The sequence below is a fragment of the Weissella sp. DD23 genome (genome assembly GCF_001579105.1).
Taxonomy (GTDB): Bacteria; Bacillota; Bacilli; order Lactobacillales; family Lactobacillaceae; genus Weissella; species Weissella cibaria.
In genome coordinates this window covers 473,033-473,807 of the sequence record NZ_KQ970390.1, presented here as the reverse complement: position 1 = coordinate 473,807, position 775 = coordinate 473,033, and the positions used below count along the sequence as shown (strand labels likewise).

1 pseudogene is annotated in these 775 nt (G+C 44.1%); it reads left to right on the top strand.

Features of this window, described 5'->3' with window-relative positions:
- Positions 1-244: 244 nt before the first annotated feature.
- Positions 245-775 (top strand): annotated as a pseudogene (locus WEIDD23_RS14370) (3-phosphoshikimate 1-carboxyvinyltransferase); the annotation flags it as partial.

Below are 775 nucleotides of genomic sequence, written 5' to 3'. Positions count from 1 at the left end.
ATGTTGTTTAAGGACTCACAATTTAATAATGCTTATTACTTCTATTTCTGAACATTGTGATTAATGTGCTGGGCACGTCAATCACGACGTGCCCGAAATAGAAGCATTTTCTATTACGAATCGGGCGAAAGCATAAAAGCGCTTGATTTGGAATAGAAAAAATATGACCAGCTGGATATTTTTCTAAACGAATCGGTGCTTTCATGGCGCACGGTTCGTTTTTTTGTTATCTGGAGGAAATATTATGACGATTCAAAATGGCCTAAATGGTCAATTACGTGTAGCGAGTGATAAAAGCATCACACATCGGGCCATCATTTTAGGGGCACTAGCAGTTGGCGTGACGCGCATTAACCACCCGTTGTTGTCCGCTGACACTTGGCAAACGATTCACGCAGTTGAACAGTTAGGCGTTAGCGTTGAGGTTACCGAAGACCAGGCACTTATCATTACAAGTCCGGGGGCTTTGGCTATTCGTAGCAATCATTTTCAACAACCTTTGCAATTTGATTTTGGTAACTCAGGTACGACCACGCGGTTGATGATTGGTGTGCTAGCAGGACTAGGGATACCAGCAACGATTACAGGGGATGCGAGTCTAACGCGGCGTCCAATGAATCGAATTGTTGCATTGTTAGCAAATTACGGTGCTGAGATTCAAACGACGGATGGCCATTTACCAGTGACAATTCATTCAGGAATTACGGCTGACGCGATTAACGAAACGCTGGCAGTGCCATCTGCACAAGTTAAAACCAGCTTAATGTTGGCGGGC